This window comes from Seonamhaeicola marinus, assembly GCF_008085455.1.
The window spans coordinates 1-202 of the sequence record NZ_VSDQ01000905.1 but is presented as its reverse complement, the minus strand read 5'-3'; the positions used below and the strand labels follow the sequence as shown (position 1 = coordinate 202).

Here is a 202-nt window from a genome sequence, read left to right as displayed (position 1 = left end):
TAACTGTAGAAGAGCGTTTAAGAGCTTTATACGATTTACAATTAATTGATTCTCGTATTGACGAAATTAGAAATGTACGAGGTGAACTTCCCTTAGAAGTTCGTGATTTGGAAGATGAAGTAGCTGGCCTAAACATAAGATTAGAAAAACTTGTTGCTAGTTTAGAAGTAATTGATAACGATATTACTTCAAAGAAAAATTT

The 202-nt window shown here is 31.2% G+C and carries 1 pseudogene; it reads left to right on the top strand.

The features are described from left to right. Window positions 1-202, top strand: a pseudogene (locus tag FUA24_RS24740) (hypothetical protein); the annotation flags it as partial.